The 16,207-nt window shown below is 68.7% G+C and carries 11 protein-coding genes and 1 rRNA gene; 5 read left to right on the top strand and 7 right to left on the bottom strand.

The annotated features are described in order from the left end of the window. A 5S ribosomal RNA gene (rrf, locus tag ACWGKS_RS02260) occupies nucleotides 1–85 on the top strand; the annotation flags it as partial. Nucleotides 86–1,071: 986 nt separating this feature from the next. Here rrf and ACWGKS_RS02265 read toward each other — a convergent pair. The 5 genes from ACWGKS_RS02265 to ACWGKS_RS02285 all read right to left on the bottom strand — a co-directional run bounded on the left by ACWGKS_RS02265 (nucleotide 1,072) and on the right by ACWGKS_RS02285 (nucleotide 6,903). After that, nucleotides 1,072–2,436 (bottom strand): DUF222 domain-containing protein, encoded by a 1,365-nt coding sequence (locus tag ACWGKS_RS02265; protein ID WP_452521535.1) that lies wholly within the window; start codon nucleotides 2,434–2,436, stop codon nucleotides 1,072–1,074. An 889-nt stretch (nucleotides 2,437–3,325) separates the two neighbouring features. After that, a complete protein-coding gene (locus tag ACWGKS_RS02270) occupies nucleotides 3,326–4,360 on the bottom strand; it encodes a M23 family metallopeptidase (protein ID WP_358508878.1) in 1,035 nt (344 codons plus the stop codon). A 111-nt stretch (nucleotides 4,361–4,471) separates the two neighbouring features. After that, nucleotides 4,472–5,062 (bottom strand): methylated-DNA--[protein]-cysteine S-methyltransferase, encoded by a 591-nt coding sequence (locus ACWGKS_RS02275; protein WP_358508876.1) that lies wholly within the window; start codon nucleotides 5,060–5,062, stop codon nucleotides 4,472–4,474. Further along, a complete protein-coding gene (locus ACWGKS_RS02280; RefSeq protein ID WP_358508875.1) occupies nucleotides 5,059–6,546 on the bottom strand; it encodes an AlkA N-terminal domain-containing protein in 1,488 nt (495 codons plus the stop codon). The genes ACWGKS_RS02275 and ACWGKS_RS02280 overlap by 4 nt, the downstream gene beginning before the upstream one ends. Before the next feature lie 66 nt (nucleotides 6,547–6,612). Next, nucleotides 6,613–6,903: a hypothetical protein gene (locus tag ACWGKS_RS02285; protein WP_358508873.1), complete on the bottom strand. Its 291-nt coding sequence runs from the start codon at nucleotides 6,901–6,903 to the stop codon at nucleotides 6,613–6,615. Nucleotides 6,904–7,049: 146 nt separating this feature from the next. Here ACWGKS_RS02285 and ACWGKS_RS02290 point away from each other — a divergent pair, with 146 nt between their 5' ends. The 3 genes from ACWGKS_RS02290 (at nucleotide 7,050) to sucD (ending at nucleotide 9,893) form a co-directional block, all read left to right on the top strand. Next, nucleotides 7,050–7,460 carry a cobalamin B12-binding domain-containing protein gene (locus tag ACWGKS_RS02290; protein ID WP_358508871.1) on the top strand — a complete coding sequence of 137 codons (411 nt, stop codon included), beginning with the start codon at nucleotides 7,050–7,052 and terminating at the stop codon, nucleotides 7,458–7,460. 358 nt (nucleotides 7,461–7,818) lie between these two features. Continuing rightward, on the top strand, nucleotides 7,819–9,000 hold the full coding sequence (gene sucC / locus ACWGKS_RS02295) for an ADP-forming succinate--CoA ligase subunit beta (protein WP_358508869.1): 1,182 nt from the start codon (nucleotides 7,819–7,821) through the stop codon (nucleotides 8,998–9,000). A 14-nt stretch (nucleotides 9,001–9,014) separates the two neighbouring features. Beyond that, nucleotides 9,015–9,893: a succinate--CoA ligase subunit alpha gene (gene sucD, locus ACWGKS_RS02300; RefSeq protein WP_358508867.1), complete on the top strand. Its 879-nt coding sequence runs from the start codon at nucleotides 9,015–9,017 to the stop codon at nucleotides 9,891–9,893. 93 nt (nucleotides 9,894–9,986) lie between these two features. Here the strand turns inward: sucD and ACWGKS_RS02305 are convergent, their stop codons facing one another. Continuing rightward, a complete protein-coding gene (locus ACWGKS_RS02305; protein WP_358508865.1) occupies nucleotides 9,987–10,481 on the bottom strand; it encodes a DUF1707 SHOCT-like domain-containing protein in 495 nt (164 codons plus the stop codon). A 138-nt stretch (nucleotides 10,482–10,619) separates the two neighbouring features. On the opposite strand from ACWGKS_RS02305, the gene ACWGKS_RS02310 reads away from it, so the two are divergent. Continuing rightward, nucleotides 10,620–12,275, top strand: coding sequence for a cell division protein PerM (locus tag ACWGKS_RS02310; protein WP_358508863.1), 1,656 nt, complete (start codon nucleotides 10,620–10,622; stop codon nucleotides 12,273–12,275). A 72-nt stretch (nucleotides 12,276–12,347) separates the two neighbouring features. On the opposite strand, the gene mfd is transcribed toward ACWGKS_RS02310, so the two are convergent. Next, entirely contained in the window at nucleotides 12,348–15,980 is a 3,633-nt protein-coding gene (gene mfd, locus ACWGKS_RS02315; RefSeq protein WP_358508862.1) for a transcription-repair coupling factor, read from the bottom strand. Nucleotides 15,981–16,207: the final 227 nt, after the last annotated feature.

Genomic DNA, 16,207 nt, shown 5'->3' on the forward strand with positions numbered 1-16,207 from the left:
GTCTCATTCCGAACCCGGTCGTTAAGTCTCTTTGCGCTGATGGTACTGCCCTGTGGTGGGGTGGGAGAGTAGGTCGCTGCCACGGTTTTTCTTGGGGGGTCCGCTTGTTGGCGGGCCCCCTTTTTTTGTGTGTGGTGGGGTTGTGTGTTGGGGGGTTGTCTTTTTAGGCGGCCCCCTTTTTTTGTTGTGGGTGGGGTGTCTGAGGTGGGGGCCCTCTGGTTTATGGGGCGCCTTGGGTGGTGGTCCTGTGGGTGGTCTGGCGGGTGTGGGGTGGGTGTGTGGGGCGCCTGAGATCGAGAGCCCACCGGTTCACGGGGCGGGGTGGGGGTGGGTTCTCCCTCCTTCCCCGCCGCGTGATTGTTGCCGCCCGCACCGCACGCGTCAAGGCAATGTCGGGTTCTGTAGCGATCGGGTTGGTGGCCTTGACCCGCACGGTGCGGGCGGCGGTTTGGCGGCTATCGGGGAAGGGGGGGAGAGTGGTTGGGGTGCCAACGGCCCCGGGCTTCGCCCGGTCCGGCCGTGGCCGGCCGGATCCCTTTCCTGCCCTCTGGCTGCATCGTTGAGCGCGTCGCCACTACGTGACCGGTGGGGTAACGAAGTACCCGCTACAGGTAGGCCACGGGGCGGGCCGCGTCCCCGCGGTAGCCGGCACCGGTAGTCAAGACCACATCGAGGCCCCCAGCAGGCCCCGGTGTCGGCGGGCCGGTAGTAGTGGCGGACCGCGTCCCTGCGGTAGCCACCTCCGGTGAAGCTCTCTCCCTGATGATCTTGCTCGTAGCGCCCATTTGGGCGCCCAACATGGCGCTACGGACAAGATCATCATGGTGGAGAGACAGCACGGGGTTGATGGTGCGGGTGGGTCGGTACCTGGGGCGGGAGCCAGTACCGGGGGTAGGAGTCGTGCCGACACCCTTAATGGGAGCCACTCTGTCCCCGGGATATGACTCTGGGCGGGGGTTCGGGATGGGGGCATGCCGATATCCCCACAGGACACAAGGCCCTTTGGGTCTGACACCCACTCGGGGGTGATCTCGTCGGGGTGGTGTTCCACCTGGCGGAAGTACGCGGTGGTTAGAGGGCGGTGGCTGGGGCTGGCTCGCCTTCCCCATCCCCGGACCCGCTGGTCTCGGTGTCCTGCCGGTTCTGGGCGTGGTGGTGCTCCCAGATCTGCCGGTTCACCTTGGCCTGCAACCGGTGCTTGAGCCGGTTATGGGTCGAGCACAGCACCTGCATGTTGTCCGCACTCGTGACCCCGCCGTGGGAGAAGGGGACGATGTGGTCGTACTGCGACCAACTACGCGGCATGTCGCAGCCCTCGTGCCACTCGCAGTAGGGCTTCTTGAACCCCGCCGCCTGGCGCACCGGATCCGGTGCGCACCGCTGCTTACGCCCCACATCCAACAGAGTCCGACCCTGGGCGTCGGTCACGAACCGACGCAACCAGCTGTGGGGGGTCAGGCGGGCCACCATCTGATCCGGGAGGACCACACCATCCTCGGTGGTGGCGGGCTCAGCCGTCCTGTCACCGAGGAAGCGTTTGAGGGGGACGGTGATGTTCAACGTGGCCAACGGTTGGCGGCTCAGGCTGGAGCAACCCCGGTGGGTCAGAGCGGTCTCGAAGATGCGCATCATCGCGTCATAGGTGCGCTGATGCTTCGGCATCGCCGCGTTCTCCGGCCCATACGGCTGCGTGTAAGCCTGCAGAGCGGCCTGGATGAGCTCGTTGTCGGCCCCCGGCCCCCACATCCGCAACAAAAACCCGGACTCGAACGTAGGCGAGAATTGCGCACCCCGGCTCTCGAACGTTTCGTCATAGTCCCGGTCGGCCTTATCCGGGTCCAGGCGGGCGACGAACCATTTCGCCGCGTTCCGCAACTGGCGCACCGAAGCCTTCGGGCACTCGGCCTTGAAACCGATCAGCCCGAATTCCAACCGGGCCCGAAAACCCTCCACATCCGGGCGGGTGGCCCGGAAATCCTCATCACCCTTTTCCCGCACCTGCGCCCAATCGGCCACAGCTTTTTCGGTGGAGGTCGCGATCGCGCACGCCTCACCCAAAGACAGAGTCTGCTTCCCGAACGCTTCTTCCACGAGCGGCAGCTGCTGCTTGTACAACGCCCGGGCGAGGGTGGCAAGGCTCTTGGCCTCGGCCGGAGAGGTCCCCCACTGGTGGGTGATCCACGCCTGGACACTGCGCTGGCCGCCCTCTTCCAACAGAGCACCGGTGGCCTCCATCCGGGCCAGGGCGGGCAGCATCCCATAGCGGATCCGGTCTGTTTCCTGGTTGATTCGGCCGAACTGGGCGAGCACATCGCCCTCGCACCCGAACGGGATATCCCGGCCGGAGAATTCCACCGCCATCTCCCGCGCACCCGCCATCGCCTTATCGACCGGGGTGCCCCCGGTCGGGCGCGGTGCGTGGGGAGGAAAGCTCATACTCTGATTATATGCGAACACCCCAGGAAATGGCAGGCCTACTCGCCGGTTTATTGACCGAATCCTGAGGCCGACATTCCTATCATGGAATGGCTCTTATTGTGGGTTATCCACAGCCCCTTTTCCTCTTATGGCCGGCGCCACCTCTCGCGGAAGTGTCTCCTCAGGGTTTCGGTGGAGGGGCTCTGAATGGAAACGATCTTGCTCGTAGCGCCATGTTGGGCGCCCAAATGGGCGCTACGAGCAAGATCATCGGGGTGAAGACCAGAGCCGGCTACCGCGGGGACGCGCCCGGCCCCGTGCCTGGCCTGTAGCGGGCTCTTCGTGACCTCACCGGTCACGTAGTGGCGACGCGGCCCACGAGGACACCAGGGGGAAGGGAAGGGATCCGGCCGGCTGCGGCCGGAGTGGGCCGAAGGCCCACAGGGCCGTTGGGACCTCAACCACTCTCCCCCCTTCCCCGATAGCCGCCAAACCGCCGCCCGCACCGCACGGGTCAAGGCCACCAGCACCGCTGATGAGCAACTCAACATCGCCTTGACGCGTGCGGTGCGGGCGGCAACAATCACGCGGCGGGGAAGGAGGGAGAACCCACCCCCACCCCGCCCAACAACCCCAAGACTCCCAACCCCAGGCGCCCCACCAGGAGACCTTGGGCAGCACGAAACCGGCGAAACCAGCGGCTCCCCCAAGATCGATGGGATCACGTAGGCGGAACGGTTCACCACCCCGAACTCCCCGCCTGTGGATAACCCCAGCACTTACCACCCGAGGGTGGGCATGGGGGAGGGGCCTCCACTCCGTTGTAGAGGCCCCTCTTACTACACGCCGCCGCACGCTCGCAGAGCGCGCCGGTCGGCTCACCGGCTGACCGGCGGGGTGGCTCGGGTCAGAAGCCGTAGTTGTACATGGAACCGCCCGGGTAGATGGTGCCGACGCCGTCGCGGTAGGCGTAGCCGCCGTACTGGGCGCCCTGGACGAAGGTCCAACCGCCCAGGGTCCTACCGTTCAGGGAGACGTACCAGCCCGCCGCGTTGGGGTCGTTGTAGGCCCGGAGCGAGTAGTGGATGTGCGCGCCCGTGGTGGAGCCGCCGGCGCAGAGGCTGTTGCCCTGGGTGCCCAGGTAGTGGCCGGTGCCGACGTTGTTGCCGGGCAGCCACTGGTAGTCCTCCAGGTGGTAGTAGTCCGTGGAGAAGCCGTTGTCGTGGATGACACGGGTCCAGCCGGTGCACAGGCTGTAGGCGTAGCCGCCACGGGACGCGCGGGCCTGACCGGCGCCGCCGGCGAAGTCCGCGGACTCTCCCACGTTTCCGTGGGGGCCACCGGTCATGATCATGGAAGTGCCGATGGCGTAGGGCAGACCGACGCCGACGTAGCTGGCGGGGGCGGCCTCGGAGGGGTTGGTCGAGGCGGCGACGGTTTCCCGCTCCTCCTCGGCCAGCAGGGAGCTTTCGGCGAGGATCGAGGAGAACTCCTCGGTTCCCTCCAGGCCGATGGACCAGTCGGAGGCCTCGTGTTCGGCGGCGAACAGCCAGGCGTCGGGGTCCTCGTCGGCGCCCATGGTGGCGGTCACGATGGCGACGCCGAACGCGGCGCCGTCGGCGGCTTCTCGGATGTCGACGCGGACGTCGCGTTCCTGGTCGGCCAGGGTGGACAGCCCGGTGTCGCGTTCGGCCAGGACGTCGTCGATGACGGCGTCGGCCAGGGCGTCCTCGGCGGACTCGGAGGTGGTGCTCAGGGTGCGGGGCAGGTCCAGGGTCTCGGCGTGTTCGACGATGATCTCGACGTTGTCCGCCGTGCTGTGCGACGGAGCGGACGGCTGGGCCGAGACCGGGGTGGAGGCTCCCGCGAGCAGGGCGGCGGACATGGTGACCGTGAGCGCGCCTATGGGCAGGAATCGGGGGGCGGGGGTGGGCAGTGCCAACGCTTCTCCTGGGGGAGTCGAGTAGCGAACGGGGTATGACACCACAACCTTGATGTGGTTACCGAAGAGTAAGCACGTCCCCATCCCCGATCAAGGGGGGTAACGAAAATTTCATACGCGATTGCGGTTTTCGAGGTTCAAAAGTTTCTTCTTCCGCTCCAGCCCTCCCGCGTACCCCGTCAGTGAGCCGTTCGCGCCGATCACCCGGTGACAGGGGACGATGACGCTGATCGGGTTGCGGCCGTTCGCCGCCCCCACGGCGCGCGAGGCGGTGGGCCGTCCCAGCTCCTCGGCCAGCTCCCCGTAGCCGGCCGTCTCCCCGTACGGGATGGTGGTCAGGGCCCGCCACACCCGCAACTGCCAGGGTGTGCCGGCGGGCGCCAACGGCAGGTCGAACTCGCGCAGTTCACCCGCGAAGTAGGCGGCCAGCTGCCGTTTCACCTCGGTGAACGGAGCCTGGTCCGCCAGCCACCTCTCGCCGACGTGGTGCGGTGATCCGTCCTTGGGCGGGGTCGATACCCCGGCCAAGGCCTCACCGTCGCCGAACAGCAGGAGTTCCCCCAACGGCGAGTCCACCGTCGTGTACCTGGTCGAGCCCGGTATCGGTTCACGGAACCGTACCGAGGTCATCCTGTGCGGGGCCGCCGGTTCGGTGGCCTCGGGCAGGTCCAGCGGTAGTGCGTCCTGATCGGTGTAGGTCATCGTCCTCGCCTCTCTCGGTGTTCGTCATGGTCCAAAGACGCCCACAACAGGTGGGTCGCGTAGGAACGCCAAGGGCTCCAGGCCAGTGCTCCTCGTGCCGCCGCCGCGGGGGTGGCCGGCAACGCCGCCCTCTCCAGGGCCTTCTTGACCCCCAGATCCGTCTCAAGGAACACGTCCGGGTCGCCCAGGCCCCGCATACGCACGTATCGGGCGGTCCACGGGCCGATGCCGCGCAACTCCACCAGTCTCCGCTCCGCCTCGTCCCGGTCGCAGCCGGGTCCGAGGTCGACCCGGCCGTCGGCCAGCGCCGCGGCCACCCCCACCAGCGCGCGGCCGCGGGCCACCGGGATCGACATCGCGGTCGGGTCCGCCGAAGCGAGCGCGTCGGGTGCCGGGAACGTGTGGGTGAGGGCGCCGTCGGGCCGCTCCAAGGGTTCTCCGAACCGTTCGACCAGCCGGCCCGCCAGGGTACGCGCGGCCCTCACCGACACCTGCTGACCCAGGACCGCCCGCACCGTGAGTTCGGCGGGGTCCACGTGACCGGGGGCGCGCACGCCGGGGCGCTCGCGCAGCACCGGACCCAGCAGGGGGTCGGGCCCGAGGATCTCGGCGACGGCCTCGGGATCGGCGTCCAGGTCGAGCAGGCTTCGGCAACGACGGACGGCCCCGCCCAGGTCGCGTGGTTCGGTCAGCCGCAACCGGCACAGCACGTGCCGGCCCACGGCCCTCGACCCGTTCGCCGGGGACAGCTCCACGATTCCGGGTCCGTTCGCCAACCTGAGGGTGCGCCGGTACGTCCCGTCGACGTACTCCTCGACCCCGGGCACCGCGCGTTCCCCGAGGAAGGCGAGCATCCCGGGCAGGTCGATCCGCCCCCGGTAGGGAAGTCGCAGCGTGATGGTGCCCGAACCGGTCGCGACGGTACCGCCGTCGGCGTCCTCTCGCATCCGGCCGGGGGAGCGGTCGTAGATCGCCCGCATGGTCTCGTTGAACTGGCGGACGCTGGCGAAGCCCGCGGCGAACGCGGTGTCGGTCATGGGCAGGTCGGTGGTCTCCACCAGGATTCGGGCGGTGTGCGCCCGCTCGGTGCGGGCCAGCGCCAGTGGTCCCGCTCCGACCTCGGTGGTGAGCAGCCGGTTGAGCTGACGTTCGCTGTATCCCAGTGACGCGGCCACGGCGCCCACCCCGCCGCGGTCCACGGCACCGTCGTTGATGAGACGCATGGCCCGCCCGACCACGTCGGCCCGTACGTTCCACTCGGCGGAGCCGGGCACAGTGTCGGGACGGCAGCGTTTGCAGGCGCGGTAACCGGATTCCTGGGCGGCCGCGGCGGAACGGTAGAACCGGACGTTCTCTCGTCTGGGGGTGACCGCCGGGCAACTCGGACGGCAGTAGATGCCGGTGGTCCGCACGGCGGTGTAGAAGACCCCGTCGAAGCGGGAGTCCCTGCTGCGGACCGCTCTGTAGCGCTGCTCGTCGTTCATCACCCCTCCATGTTCACCGACCGAGAGCCGCGGGGCCGGCGGTTTTCGGACATGGAGGTGAGGGGGCTATTCCTCGTCGTTCTCGTGGTCGACCAGGTATTGGACGTAGACCGGACGCAGGGCCTCCTGGAGTTCGGGGTCGTCCTCGGCGGAGAGCGCCTCGAAGAACAGGCCGGAGGCCTGGGCGACGCTCGCCTGGCTGGACTCGGTGTGCCCGGCGGCGGCCTCGCCTGCCGGAATGAGGCCGAGCAGCTTCCAGAAGAACCGCAGGTCCCACCGTTTCCGCGCCAGTTCCACGGCGCGTTCACGCAGTTCATCGGTGCTGATGTGCTCGAAGCCGGTGGTGTTGTCTCCCATGGTCGGAAGATACCCGAGACCCGCGCCGGGCATCCCCGAGTGAGCTGCGTTACTCTTCACACGAGTTCATCATCGCCTCCTCGGCGCCCGGGGAGACCCTCACAAGGGGTGCCGGGCGGGCGGGGAAACGTCGTGAGGGGTACGCCATGGCCGAGTCCGCCGCGCGGGTCGTCGTCGCCAAGCCGGGTCTGGACGGACACGACCGAGGGGTCAAGATCGTCGCCCGGGTGCTGAGGGACGCCGGGGTGGAGGTCATCTACATGGGTCTGCGCCAGACCCCGGAGATGATCGTGTCCGCCGCGCTCCAGGAAGACGCGGACGCCATCGGCCTTTCGGTGCTCTCGGGCGCCCACATGACGATGTTCGGTCGGGTCATGGAGCTCCTGCGAGAGAACGACGCCACCGACATCCGGGTGTTCGGTGGTGGCATCATCCCCGATTCGGACGTCGCGGAGTTGGAGTCGATGGGGGTCGCCCGGATCTTCACGCCGGGTGCGCCGACGACGGACATCGCCGACTGGGTGCGGGAGAACATCCGCCCGGCGCACGCCGCCTGACCCCACGCCCGACCGACCCCCGAGTCGTGATCTTCCTCGCATCGTGGGCCGTGGGAACGGTGTTAGCGGTCGTGTCTCTGGTCACAGATTTTCCCACGTGAGAACCGTGCTACTACCGCGCGAGCGGCTTTCCGGGGCGGCCCCGGGGGGTCAACGAGGCCCCGATGGCCGGCGGCCGGATCCCGGGCGACTAAGCTTTGCGCATGTCGCGGGTGGCAACGCCGCGGCGATCTCGATCTCTGTAGGCGGCTCAGCCCCCATCGGGGGTTTGCGTCGTGTGACATCAGTGCGTCACCGCCGATCCGGACACGCCACCCCGGTACAAACTTGAGCCAGCGATTTACAAGGACGGACCCTCGTGGACCTGTTCGAATACCAGGCGAAGGAACTCTTCGCAGAGTACGGAGTCCCCGTACCCCAGGGAAAGGTGGCGAGCACGGCCGCTGAGGCACGTGCCATCGCTGATGAGTTCGCCGCCGCGGGCAAGCCCCGTGTCGTCGTGAAGGCCCAGGTCAAGACCGGTGGCCGCGGTAAGGCCGGCGGTGTGAAGGTCGCCGACGGCCCCGAGGACGCTCAGGCCAAGGCCGAGCAGATCCTCGGCATGGACATCAAGGGCCACACGGTCCACCGTGTCCTGGTCGAAGAGGCGAGTGACATCGCCGAGGAGTACTACTTCTCCTTCCTCCTCGACCGCGCCAACCGCGACTTCCTCGCCATCTGCTCCAAAGAGGGCGGCATGGAGATCGAGGAGGTCGCCGAGACCAACCCCGACGCCGTCGCGAAGATCTCGATCAACGCACTCAACGGCGCCCCGGCCGATGTCGCCGCGGAGATCGTGAAGGCGGGCAAGCTGCCCGAGGCCGCCGTCGCGGGTGCCACGGAGATCATCACCAAGCTCTGGGACGCCTTCGTCGGCAAGGACGCCACCCTCGCGGAGGTGAACCCGCTCATCCTGACCAAGGACGGCCGGGTCGTCGCCCTCGACGGCAAGGTGACCCTGGACGAGAACGCCGAGTTCCGCCAGGACCTGGAGAGCTTGACCTTCGCCGAGGAGGGTGACCCGCTAGAGGTCGCCGCCAAGGCCAAGGGCCTCAACTACGTCAAGCTCGAAGGCGAGGTCGGCATCATCGGTAACGGTGCCGGTCTGGTCATGTCGACCCTGGACGTGGTCGCCTACGCCGGTGAGAACCACGGTGGCGTCAAGCCCGCCAACTTCCTCGACATCGGTGGTGGCGCCTCGGCCGAGGTCATGGCCAACGGCCTGGAGATCATCCTGGGCGACCCCGCGGTCAAGAGCGTATTCGTCAACGTCTTCGGTGGCATCACCGCCTGTGACGCCGTCGCGAACGGCATCGTGCAGGCGCTGGAGCTGCTGGAGGGCCGCGGCGACGACGTGTCCAAGCCGCTGGTGGTGCGCCTGGACGGCAACAACGCCGAACTGGGCCGACAGATCCTGGACGAGCGTGCCCACCCGGCGGTTCGTCGGGTCGACACGATGGACGGCGCCGCCGCTCAGGCCGCCGAGCTCGCGGCGAAGTAGGGGACGAATTCACCATGGCTATCTTCCTGACCAAGGACAGCAAGGTGCTGGTCCAGGGCATGACCGGCTCTGAGGGCACCAAGCACACCCGCCGGATGCTCGCTTCCGGCACCAACATCGTCGGCGGCGTGAACCCGCGCAAGGCCGGCCAGAAGGTCGACTTCGACGGCACCGAGGTTCCGGTCTTCGGCTCCGTGGCCGAGGGCATGGAGGCCACCGGCGCCGACGTCACCGTGATCTTCGTTCCGCCGAAGTTCACCAAGGACGCCGTCGTCGAGGCCATCGACGCCGAGATCGGTCTGGCCGTCGTGATCACCGAGGGCATCCCGGTCCACGACACCGCCGCCTTCTGGGCCCACGCGGGCGCCAAGGGCAACAAGACGCGCGTGATCGGCCCGAACTGCCCCGGTCTCATCACCCCGGGTCAGTCGAACGCCGGCATCATCCCGGCCGACATCACCAAGCCGGGCCGCATCGGCCTGGTGTCGAAGTCGGGCACGCTCACGTACCAGATGATGTACGAGCTGCGCGACATCGGTTTCTCGACCGCCGTCGGCATCGGTGGCGACCCGATCATCGGCACTACGCACATCGACGCCCTGGCGGCCTTCGAGGCCGACCCGGACACCGACGTGATCGTGATGATCGGTGAGATCGGTGGCGACGCCGAGGAGCGCGCCGCCGCCTACATCCAGGAGAACGTGACCAAGCCGGTCGTCGGCTACGTCGCGGGCTTCACCGCCCCGGAGGGCAAGACCATGGGCCACGCCGGCGCCATCGTCTCCGGTTCCTCCGGTACGGCCGCCGCCAAGAAGGAGGCCCTTGAGGCCGCGGGCGTCAAGGTCGGCAAGACTCCGACCGAGACCGCCGAGCTGGCTCGCGGGCTCTTCTAGGTCTTCTCGAAGAATCGACGGCTCCGCCCCGCCACCGGGTCTCCCGGTCGGCGGGGCGGAGCCGTCTCGTGTGCGGGGCCCGCCCCCGCCGGCCTACTCCTCGATCTCGGGCGGCCGGTCCGACCTCTTGCGGATGCCCTGGACGGTCGCGACGGTGACCGCGGGCACCATGAACAGCAGCAGGAAGATCAGCCATCCGATGAGGGAGCTCGTACCTCCGTAGGCGATGGCGGGGATCCCCCAGATGACGAAGATGACGCCGCCCCAGATGACCGCCCCGTTGACGTTGGGGCCGTTCTTCTGGTTCTTCTCCTCCGCCTCGGCCACGTCGCCCTTGGTGCGCGGCGCGGGGGCCACGGCCGTCTCCTTCGGTCCGTCGATGGCGCTGGGTCGGAGCGCGCGGGGTAGATCGTCGAAGAGCGGGACCAGGTCGGTGTTGGTGACCGCGTGCAGGGTCTCGTTCGTGCGCCGCTCGTGTTCGTCCAGGTCCAACCGCCCGTCCTGTAGCGCCGTGCGCAGTCGGTCCAGGGCCTCGTCGCGTTCGGAGTCCGAGAGACGGTAGGGGTGGTCCGGGGCGGGCTCTGACATGATCGTCCTTCGAGCGGGGAGAGAGCTCATGATCTTACGACGTATCTCGTTCGTTCCCCGTTCCCGGCCCCTGACGCGGATACGACACGCGCGAGCCGGATGCCGCGGAGCATTCCGGTCCCTGGCAGCATAAGTCGGGTGAGTACGCCAGCATCACCCCCCGACAGAGGGCGCCCGTCGAAGTCCGGCGACGCGCCCGAGGCCTCCTCGGCTCTGGGCGAGCCCCGCCCGGTCTACTCGACCGGCGGGATCGCCGCCGCGTCGGCCGCCGGCATCGGCTTGGCGGTGATCGTCACCTTCACCATGGTCGGTTGGGTGGCGGCACCGCACGACACCTTCGGTGAGGACATCGCCGACCTGCTGCGCAGCGCGGTCCTGGCCTGGTTGGTGGGCCACCACGTGTCCTTCACCATCATGGAGGGGCAGATCAGTCTGCTGCCGATGGGGTTGGTGCTGCTGCCCGGAATGCTGCTGTACCGGTTCGGTCGGTGGTTGGCCCGCAACTGCGAGATCGAACGACTGCGGCATGTGTACCGGGCGGCCCTGGCGATCGCGGGTCCCTACGCGGCGATCGCGGGCACGCTCGCGTTGCTGGCGCACACGGACGCCGTGGAGCCGAGCATGCCGCGAGCGTTGCTGATGGGGTTCGTGATCGCGTTCCTGGCCGGTGGCCTGGGCGTGCTGCGCCAGCTCATGAAGGACAAGGGTGTGGCCGCGGGCGACCTGCTCGACCTGATGCCGGCCCGTAGTCGTTCGCTGCTGGTGGGGATGTTGGCGTCCTCGGGGACCCTGCTCGCCGGCGGTCTGCTGTTGTTCCTGGTGGCGTTGGCGATGAGCTACGACGAGGTGCTGGCGGTCACCGCGTCCCTCGCCCCCGGCCTGATCGGCGGGGTGCTGTTGTTCATCGTCCAGCTGGCCTATCTGCCCAACGCGGTGATCTTCGCGGTCTGTTACGCGCTCGGCCCGGGCTTCGCGGTGGGAGCCGAGACGCTGGTGGCGCCGACGGGTGTTTCGGTGGGGCCACTGCCCGCGTTGCCGATGCTCGCCGCGCTGCCGTCCAACGGCGCGGCCCCGGTGTTGTCCTTGGTGGCACTGGCGGTGCCGTTCGTGGCGGGGGCGCTCGGCGGTGTGGTGACCCAACGCCACGCCCCGGACGTGGTGAGCGAGGCGGCTCCGCTGTGGGGATTCGTGTGCGGGGTGACCACGGGGATCCTGTACGCGGCTCTGGCCGGTGCCGCCGGTGGTTCGTTGGGCACTCAGCGCCTGGCGGAGGTGGGTCCTTCGGCCTGGCAGGTGGGGTTGGTGGCCGCCTTGGAGGTGGGGGTGGCCGCGGCGGTGGCGGCGTGGATCGCCAACTGGTGGTACACACGCAGGTCGAACCACTCGGTGGTCGCCCGCCGGGAGGAGGCCAAGGCCGAACGCACCCCCGAACCGTCGATGCCGACAGTGGAACTGCCCCAGGACGTGCCCAGCGGCGAGGGACTGGCGACGGTCACCCCGTTGCGACCCCGCGAGGAGGAGTCCGAGACCACCGAGACCGGTGAGGTCCCCGGACCCACCATCGCCGAACGTCGCGAGGAACTGAAGAGGACCCGTAAGGCCCGTCGCGCCGACCGCTCCACCGAGCGGCGGGCGCGCAAGGACGCCCGCAGGGAACTGCGCGAACAGCGTCGCGCGGAGAAGGCGTCGCGGTCGTGGTGGCGGAGCGGTGGTGACGTGGAGGAGGTCTCCGAGGAGGAGCTGTACGGCATCACCTACGAGGCCTCTTCGGAGGAACTCGACCAGCGGAACTAGTACCGACCCGGATCAGACCGACCTGGACACGGCGCGGAGGGCACGGCCCACGTGCCGTGCCCTCCGCGTCCTTCACGTTCCGCCGTTCGCGCTTCCGCCCGGCTGGTCGCCCTTGACCTGGGCCCGGCGCTTGTCCGGTTCGAAGATGGCGTTCACCAGGTCGGTGCACCACTTGAGCAGTTCCAGGTCGCGCAGCGGCTTGCCGCCGATCCCGCCGGCCTTGGGGACCGGAACCAGGAGGGTCTTGGCGGCCTCCTTGCGGATCGACCTGGGGTACATGCGGCGCAGCCTCAGCTCCTGGGACTCGCGCAGCTCCACCGGTGAGAACCGGATCTGGTTGCCCTGCATGACCACGTCGGCCAACCCCGCGGACTTGGCCAGCACCCGGAATCGGGCCACCGCCATGAGGTTGTCCACCGGCTGCGGCGGGGTGCCGTACCGGTCGGTGAGCTCCTCGTAGGCACCGAGGATGTCGGCCTCGTCGGACACGCTCGCGATGCGCTTGTAGGACTGCAACCGCAGCCGTTCCCCCGGCACGTAGTCGTGCGGGATGTGCGCGTTGATGGGCAGTTCGACCTTGGTCTCGACCTCTTCCGCGGCGGCGGGGTCGCCCTTGAGCTCGGCGACGGCCTCACCGACCATGCGCATGTACAGGTCGAAGCCCACGCCCGCGATCGTCCCGGACTGTTCGGCGCCCAGGATGTTGCCGGCGCCGCGGATCTCCAGGTCCTTCATCGCCACATACATGCCGGCGCCCGTCTCGGTGTGCTGGGCCACCGTCGCCAACCGCTCGTAGGCGGTCTCGCTGAGCGGTTTCTCCGGGGGGTACAGGAAGTAGGCGTAGGCGCGTTCGCGGCCACGACCCACCCGGCCGCGCAGCTGGTGCAGCTGGGAGAGCCCGTAGGTGTCGGCGCGGTCGATGATGAGGGTGTTGGCGTTGGGCACGTCCAGGCCGGACTCGACGATGGTCGTGGAGACCAGCACGTCGAAGTTCTTCTCCCAGAAGTCCACCATGACCCGTTCGAGCTGCTGCTCGTTCATCTGACCGTGCGCGTAGGCCACTCGTGCCTCGGGCACCAGGCGTTGGATGGACGCGGCCACCTTGTCGATGGACGCCACCCGGTTGTGCACGAAGAACACCTGGCCCTCGCGCATCAGCTCGCGTCGGATCGCCGCGGTGATCTGCTTGTCCTCGTAGGGGCCCACGAAGGTGAGCACCGGGTGGCGCTCCTCGGGCGGGGTGAGGATGGTGGTCATCTCGCGGATGCCGGTCAGACCCATCTCCAGGGTGCGCGGGATGGGTGTGGCCGACATGGCCAGTACGTCCACCTGGGTGCGCAGCCGCTTGAGGGACTCCTTGTGCTCGACGCCGAAGCGTTGCTCCTCGTCGATGATGACCAGTCCGAGGTCCTTGAACCGGGTCTCCTGCGACAGCAGGCGGTGGGTACCGATGACCACGTCGACCTCGCCGCCGCGCAGCCCCTCGCGGGTCAGCTCCACCTCGCCGTCGGTCTGGAAGCGCGACATCGGCTTGACCGTGACGGGGAAGGACGCGTAGCGCTCGGTGAACGTGGACATGTGCTGCTGGACCAGCAGGGTGGTGGGCACCAGCACGGCGACCTGCTTGCCGTCCTGGACCGCCTTGAACGCGGCGCGCACCGCCACCTCGGTCTTGCCGTAGCCCACGTCACCGCAGATCAGCCGGTCCATCGGGACCGACTTGCCCATGTCCTTCTTGACCTCGTCGATGGCGGCCAGCTGGTCGGGCGTCTCCACGTAGGGGAAGGCGTCCTCCAGTTCGCGCTGCCAAGGGGTGTCCTGACCGAACGCGTGCCCGGGCGAGGCCTGACGGGCCGAGTACAGGCGGATGAGGTCGCCGGCGATCTCCCGGACGACCTTGCGGGCCCGGCTCTTGGCCTTGCTCCACTCGGCGCCGCCCATCTTGGACAGGGTGGGCGCCTCGCCGCCCACGTACCGGGTGACCTCGCCGAGCTGTTCGGTGGGCACGAAGAGGCGGTCACCGGGTTGTCCGCGCTTGGAGGGCGCGTACTCGATGAGCAGGTATTCGCGGGTGGCGCCCTGGATCTGGCGGCTGACCATCTCCAGGTAGCGGCCCACGCCGTGCTGTTCGTGCACGACGTGGTCGCCGGGCTTGAGCTGGAGTGGGTCTACGGTGCCCTTGCGTCGGCTGGGCATGCGCCGCATGTCCCGGGTGGAGGACTTCTGCCCCACCAGGTCGGTCTCGGTGAGCACCACCGTGTGCACCGACCGCAGTAGGAAACCGTGGTCGACCAGGCCGGTGGTGACGGTGGCGATGGCCTCCTTGGGGGCTTCGACCAGGTCGCCGGTCAGGGTCGCACCCAACCCGGCGTCGCGCAGCATCGCGACGAGTCGTTCGGCCGGCCCCTGCCCCTGGGTGACCAGCACGACGCTCCAGTTGTCGTGCAGCCAGCCCTTGATGTCGGCCAGGGCGCGCTCGGTGTCGCCGCGGTAGCTGTCGGCGGGCACCGCGCCCACCATCACCGCGTCGTCCTCCTCGGCGGTGCGGTCCTCATCGGCGGCGAACGGGGTCAGGCCCCACCAGGGGAGTTCCCGTTCGTCGGCGATGGTGCGCAGTTCGGAGATCGACATGTACGCCGACTCGCCCAGGTCGATGGGGGCCTCGCCACCGGAGGCGGCGTTGATCCAGGACGCGTCCAGGAACTCGGCGCTGGTGGCCTCCAGTTCCAGGGCGCGGGTACGGATGCGCTCGGGGTCGCAGCCCACCACCATGGCGTTCTTCGGCATGTAGGTGAAGAACGGTTCCATGCTCTCGGCGAGCACGGGCGCGAACGCCTCCATGCCCTCCACGGCCACTCCGTCGGCGATCTTGGTGAGGATCTCCGCCAGGGAGGGGTGTTCCTCGGCCAGGGCGCGTGCGCGTTCGCGGACGGTTTCGGTGAGCAGCAACTCCCGGCAGGGCGGCGCGAACAGCCCGGAGGAAGCACCGTCTCCGGGGCCCGCGCCCTCCTCGCCGGGGGTGATGGATCGCTGGTCGGCGACCTGGAAGTAGCGGATGTCCTCGACGGTGTCGCCCCAGAACTCCAGCCGGAGCGGGTGTTCCTCGGTGGGCGGGAAGACGTCGAGGATGCCGCCGCGCACGGCCATGTCACCACGCTTCTCGACCAGGTCCACCCGGGCGTAGCCGGTGTTGGTCAGGGAGGTGACGACCTCTTCCAGGGGCACCTCGTCACCGGTCCGGATACGGACCGGTTCGAGGTCGCCCAACCCGGCGACCAGTGGTTGCAGGACGCTGCGCACCGGCGCCACGACCACCCGAAGGGGTGTGGTGAGCGGGTCCGAGGGGTCGGGGTGGGCCAAACGTCGCAGGACCGCCAGGCGTCGGCCGACGGTGTCGGAGCGAGGGGAGAGCCGCTCGTGCGGAAGCGTCTCCCAAGCGGGGAAGAGCGCGACCGAGTCCGTGGGCAGCAGTGAGCCCAGGGCGTCGGTCAGGTCGGCGGCCTCACGTTCGGTCGCGGTGATGGCGAGCACCGGTCGTTCGGCGCCCACCGGCGCGTCGGCGGCCAGCGCGCCCACCATGAAGGGGCGCAGGGCCGCCGGGGCGACGAGGTCGAGATGGGGATCGTGGCCGCCGCGGGCGGTCTCGATCGCGCTGTGCAGTGCCGGGTCCCGGGAGACGTCGGCGAGAAGTCCAATGAGGCTCATAGCACCAGAAAGTGGAGAGGTACGTGCGGTGGCGGAGACGGTCACGGCCATGGGTCCCCTGAAGTGGATCCGTCCAGGCACGATCGGGCCGCACGTGAGTCGGGCGGCCGTGGGTCGGGTGGGTGTGCGCCACCCGTTCTCCGCTCAGCTTATCCAGTTCGCCGATGGCGCGTGGGACGAGTGCGCGGGTCCGGCCGTCTTCGGCCTTCCTCCTACGCAACACCCGA

The sequence above is a fragment of the Nocardiopsis sp. NPDC055879 genome, from assembly GCF_053615935.1.